At 72.4% G+C, this 3,079-nt stretch carries 5 protein-coding genes; 2 read left to right on the top strand and 3 right to left on the bottom strand.

Features of this window, described 5'->3' with window-relative positions:
* Positions 1 to 18 precede the first annotated feature (18 nt).
* Positions 19 to 318, bottom strand: a complete 300-nt coding sequence (locus HMPREF0731_RS03625) for a con-10 family general stress protein (RefSeq protein WP_245538238.1) — start codon at positions 316 to 318, stop codon at positions 19 to 21.
* Positions 319 to 486: 168 nt separating this feature from the next.
* The gene (locus HMPREF0731_RS03620; RefSeq protein ID WP_007002665.1) at positions 487 to 690 is read right to left on the bottom strand and encodes a hypothetical protein; all 204 of its coding nucleotides are present in this window, start codon (positions 688 to 690) and stop codon (positions 487 to 489) included.
* A gap of 180 nt (positions 691 to 870) precedes the next feature.
* Between HMPREF0731_RS03620 and HMPREF0731_RS03615 the strand changes: the two genes are divergently transcribed.
* A complete protein-coding gene (locus HMPREF0731_RS03615) occupies positions 871 to 1,287 on the top strand; it encodes a PRC-barrel domain-containing protein (RefSeq protein ID WP_157135912.1) in 417 nt (138 codons plus the stop codon).
* Between the two features lie 45 nt (positions 1,288 to 1,332).
* Here HMPREF0731_RS03615 and HMPREF0731_RS03610 read toward each other — a convergent pair whose 3' ends face one another.
* Entirely contained in the window at positions 1,333 to 1,884 is a 552-nt protein-coding gene (locus HMPREF0731_RS03610) for a sigma-70 family RNA polymerase sigma factor (RefSeq protein ID WP_040611894.1), read from the bottom strand.
* Between the two features lie 227 nt (positions 1,885 to 2,111).
* Here HMPREF0731_RS03610 and HMPREF0731_RS03605 point away from each other — a divergent pair, with 227 nt between their 5' ends.
* Complete coding sequence (locus HMPREF0731_RS03605; protein ID WP_007002662.1) at positions 2,112 to 3,029, top strand: crotonase/enoyl-CoA hydratase family protein; 918 nt, start codon at positions 2,112 to 2,114, stop codon at positions 3,027 to 3,029.
* The last annotated feature ends 50 nt before the right edge of the window (positions 3,030 to 3,079 follow it).

Below are 3,079 nucleotides of genomic sequence, written 5' to 3'. Positions count from 1 at the left end.
GTCGCGCCGGCCTGCGCCTCAGGCCTCGCCGGCCGCCGGCTCGTCGGCGGAGCGGCCGGTCTTGCTGTGGGTGGCCTGGCCGCCCTTGCGGCCGGCCTGCGCCGCGAGGCTGCGGTCGCGGGAGAAGGAGCGGTCGGCCGCCTTCACCGCCTGGCCGCCCTTGCGCCCGGCCTCGGCCGCCAGGCTGGGATCCTGGGCGAAGCTGCGCTTGGCCGCGGGCACGGACTGGCCGCCCTTGGAGGCGATGCTGCGCTGCTTCTCCTGGTCCATCGAGGCGAAGCCCTGCTTGCCGCCGCCGCCGCTGCGAGTCTGACTCATCGTCATGCTCCTGTCGCTGGCCCCGGGGAGGGGCCGGTGGGGTTGAAGGGGCCGGGCACTGCAACGCCCAGGCTGCCGACCAACCGCCCCGCTTCGCTCAAGTTCCCGCCCCGATCATGCTGCGACGGAAAAACCGGCCGGCTCACGCCGGTGTGACCGCGGGCCGGCTCAGGTGCTCAGCACCGCCGAGGCGATGAAGCCCAGCACCACCAGCACCAGGGAGATCAGCAGCACCCAGCGGACGCGGCCGATGGTGACGCCCTGGCGCGCCTCGTTGGTGGGAATCGGCTTGTCCGGCATCGGCGCTTCGTGATGCCCGGCCGGCGGCTCGATGACCCGCTCGCGGGCCGGCTTGTCGCTGGTGTCGCTCATGGCGGCAGGCTCCCTCGGTCCGAGGCGGGGAGGATCCCCCGCTCCTGGAGACAAAGCCCGGCGTCGCGGGAAGTTGCGGCCGAGCCGGCCATGCGAGGCGCGGCGGCGGGCGGCGCGGAACCGGCGGCGGGCCCCGGGCGTTGCATGCGGCATGGCTGCCACAGCGACAGGAGGCCCGCGATGACCGACACCCCCCAGGACACCCCGCCCACCCTGCCCGCCGAGGCGCAGGGCGGCACGGCCAAGCTGATCGCCTCCGACCGCGTCGAGGGAACGGCGGTCTATGACCCGTCCGGCAACAAGCTCGGCGCCATCGAGAGGCTGATGATCGACAAGGTGGCCGGCCGCGTCGAATACGCGGTGCTGAGCTTCGGCGGATTTCTGGGCTTCAACGCCTCGCACTACCCGCTGCCCTGGGGCCGGCTGCGCTACGACACCGGGCTCGGCGGCTATGTGGTGGACGTGACCGAGGCGCAGCTCGCCGCCGCCCCCTCCTATCCGCGCGACCAGCCGGTGGACTGGTCGGACCAGGGCTGGGGCGAGACGCTGCGCGGCCATTACGGTCCGTCGCCCTATGGCTCGCGCGACGGGCTGTGAGGCGAAAGGGGAGGGCGGTGCGCCCTCCCCGCGGCGCGGCGGGGGTCAGCTGGCCAAGCGGCGGCGGCCCTCCAGTGACTGGCTGCGATGGAAGCGCGGCGGCGGCAGATGCGTCGCGTTCTCCTCCTCCAGCAGGGCATGCAGGGCGGAGCGCGCCCGATGGACCCGGCTCTTCACCGTGCCCACGGCGCAGCCGAGGACCTTGGCCACGTCCTCATAGGGCAGGCCGGAGCCCGCCACGAGGGTCAGGATCGAGCGGTGATCCTCCGGCAGCCGGTGGAAGATGCGCTGGAAATCGGACAGTTCCAGCCCCTCATCCTGGCGGGCGGAGACGGCGATGCGCTCCATCTCCCCCTCATCCATCTCCCGCGTCAGCCGCCGCTTGGCGACGAACTCGTTCAGGAAGCGGTTGCGCAGGATGGTGAAGGCCCAGGCCTTGAAGTTGGTGCCGGGCTGGAAGCGGTCGGCGGAGTTGAGCATCCGCACCACCGCGTCCTGCACCAGGTCGTCCGCGTCATGCCGGTTGCGCGTCAGGGACCGGGCATAGGCGCGGAGATCGGGCAGGCAGGCGAGCAGTTCGTCTTCGATCGGCGCCATTTTGACCTGATGTGCTGACTGCATTGCCACCTCAACGTGCCGCCAGAAGGGTGGTTGCCACTCTGGGGCGGTCAGCAGGGGCGAAACGAAAGCCGCAAAGCCCGCCACACGGGGATGTTAGGCCCGCGTTAAGATGCTGCGTTGCGGCGCTCCGACCGCGCCCGCCGGTGGTCGGCGGGCGGCGCCGCGCCGCGGGCGGCCCCGCCGCTCCAGCAGGAGAGCATCCCATGTATCTCGACCGTCCCACCGCCGCGCAGGACCTGCCCGCCAGCCGCCAGGGCAGCCTGGCGGCGGGCTTCGACAACCTGACCCTGCGGCTGGAGGAGGACAGCCGCAGCCTGTGGTGCCACATGGCCCCCGCCGGCAAGCCCAGCTACACCATGGCGCTGATGCAGGACGTACACGCCATGCAGCACCATGTGGCGGCGCGCTTCGCCGCCAGCGCGGCGCCGCCGGCCGACTGGTTCGTCATGGCCTCGGCGGTGCCAGGCATCTACAATCTGGGCGGCGACCTGGCGCATTTCGCCCAGCGCATCCGCGCCCGCGACCATGCCGCGCTGGTGCGCTACGGCCATGTCGCGGTGGAGGCGATCCACCGCAACCACATCGCCTTCGGCCTGCCCATGGTGACGCTGGCCCTGGTGCAGGGCGACGCGCTGGGCGGCGGCTTCGAGCACGCCCTCTCCTTCGACATGATCGTGGCCGAGCGCAGCGCCAAGCTCGGCCTGCCGGAGGTGCTGTTCAACATGTTCCCCGGCATGGGCGCCTACAGCTTCCTCTCCCGCCGCATCGACCGCCGCCGGGCCGAGGCGCTGATCAGCTCGGGGCGCATCCACAGCGCCGAGGAGCTGCACGAGATGGGCGTCGTCGACATCCTGGCCGAGGATGGCGAGGGCGAGGCGGTGGCGCGCGATTACATCCTGCGCCAGTCGCGCAAGCACAACGCGCTGCTGACCATGCTGCGGGCACGCCGCCGGGTGAACCCGGTGACGCTGGAGGAGCTGCGCGACGTGGTCGAGATGTGGGCCGCGGCGGCGATGAATCTGGGCGAGGCCGACCTGAAGAAGATGGACCGGCTGGTGGCGGCGCAGGACCGGCGGCTGGCCGCGCCGGCCTCACCCGGCTACGCCACCGCCGCGGAATGAGATGGCGTCGCGCCGGGGCGCCGGGGTCCGTCCCGGCGCGCCGGTGGCCG

The sequence above is a fragment of the Pseudoroseomonas cervicalis ATCC 49957 genome, from assembly GCF_000164635.1.
Lineage (GTDB): Bacteria > Pseudomonadota > Alphaproteobacteria > Acetobacterales > Acetobacteraceae > Pseudoroseomonas > Pseudoroseomonas cervicalis.
This window is presented reverse-complemented; position numbering and strand designations above follow the sequence as displayed.

What these genes read in the sequence shown, in the direction of transcription:
- HMPREF0731_RS03625 (WP_245538238.1), bottom strand. Translation starts at nt 318, where the DNA reads ATGAGTCAGACTCGCAGCGGCGGCGGCGGCAAGCAGGGCTTCGCCTCG.
- HMPREF0731_RS03615 (WP_157135912.1), top strand. Translation starts at nt 871, where the DNA reads ATGACCGACACCCCCCAGGACACCCCGCCCACCCTGCCCGCCGAGGCG.
- HMPREF0731_RS03620 (WP_007002665.1), bottom strand. Translation starts at nt 690, where the DNA reads ATGAGCGACACCAGCGACAAGCCGGCCCGCGAGCGGGTCATCGAGCCG.
- HMPREF0731_RS03605 (WP_007002662.1), top strand. Translation starts at nt 2,112, where the DNA reads ATGTATCTCGACCGTCCCACCGCCGCGCAGGACCTGCCCGCCAGCCGC.
- HMPREF0731_RS03610 (WP_040611894.1), bottom strand. Translation starts at nt 1,884, where the DNA reads ATGGCGCCGATCGAAGACGAACTGCTCGCCTGCCTGCCCGATCTCCGC.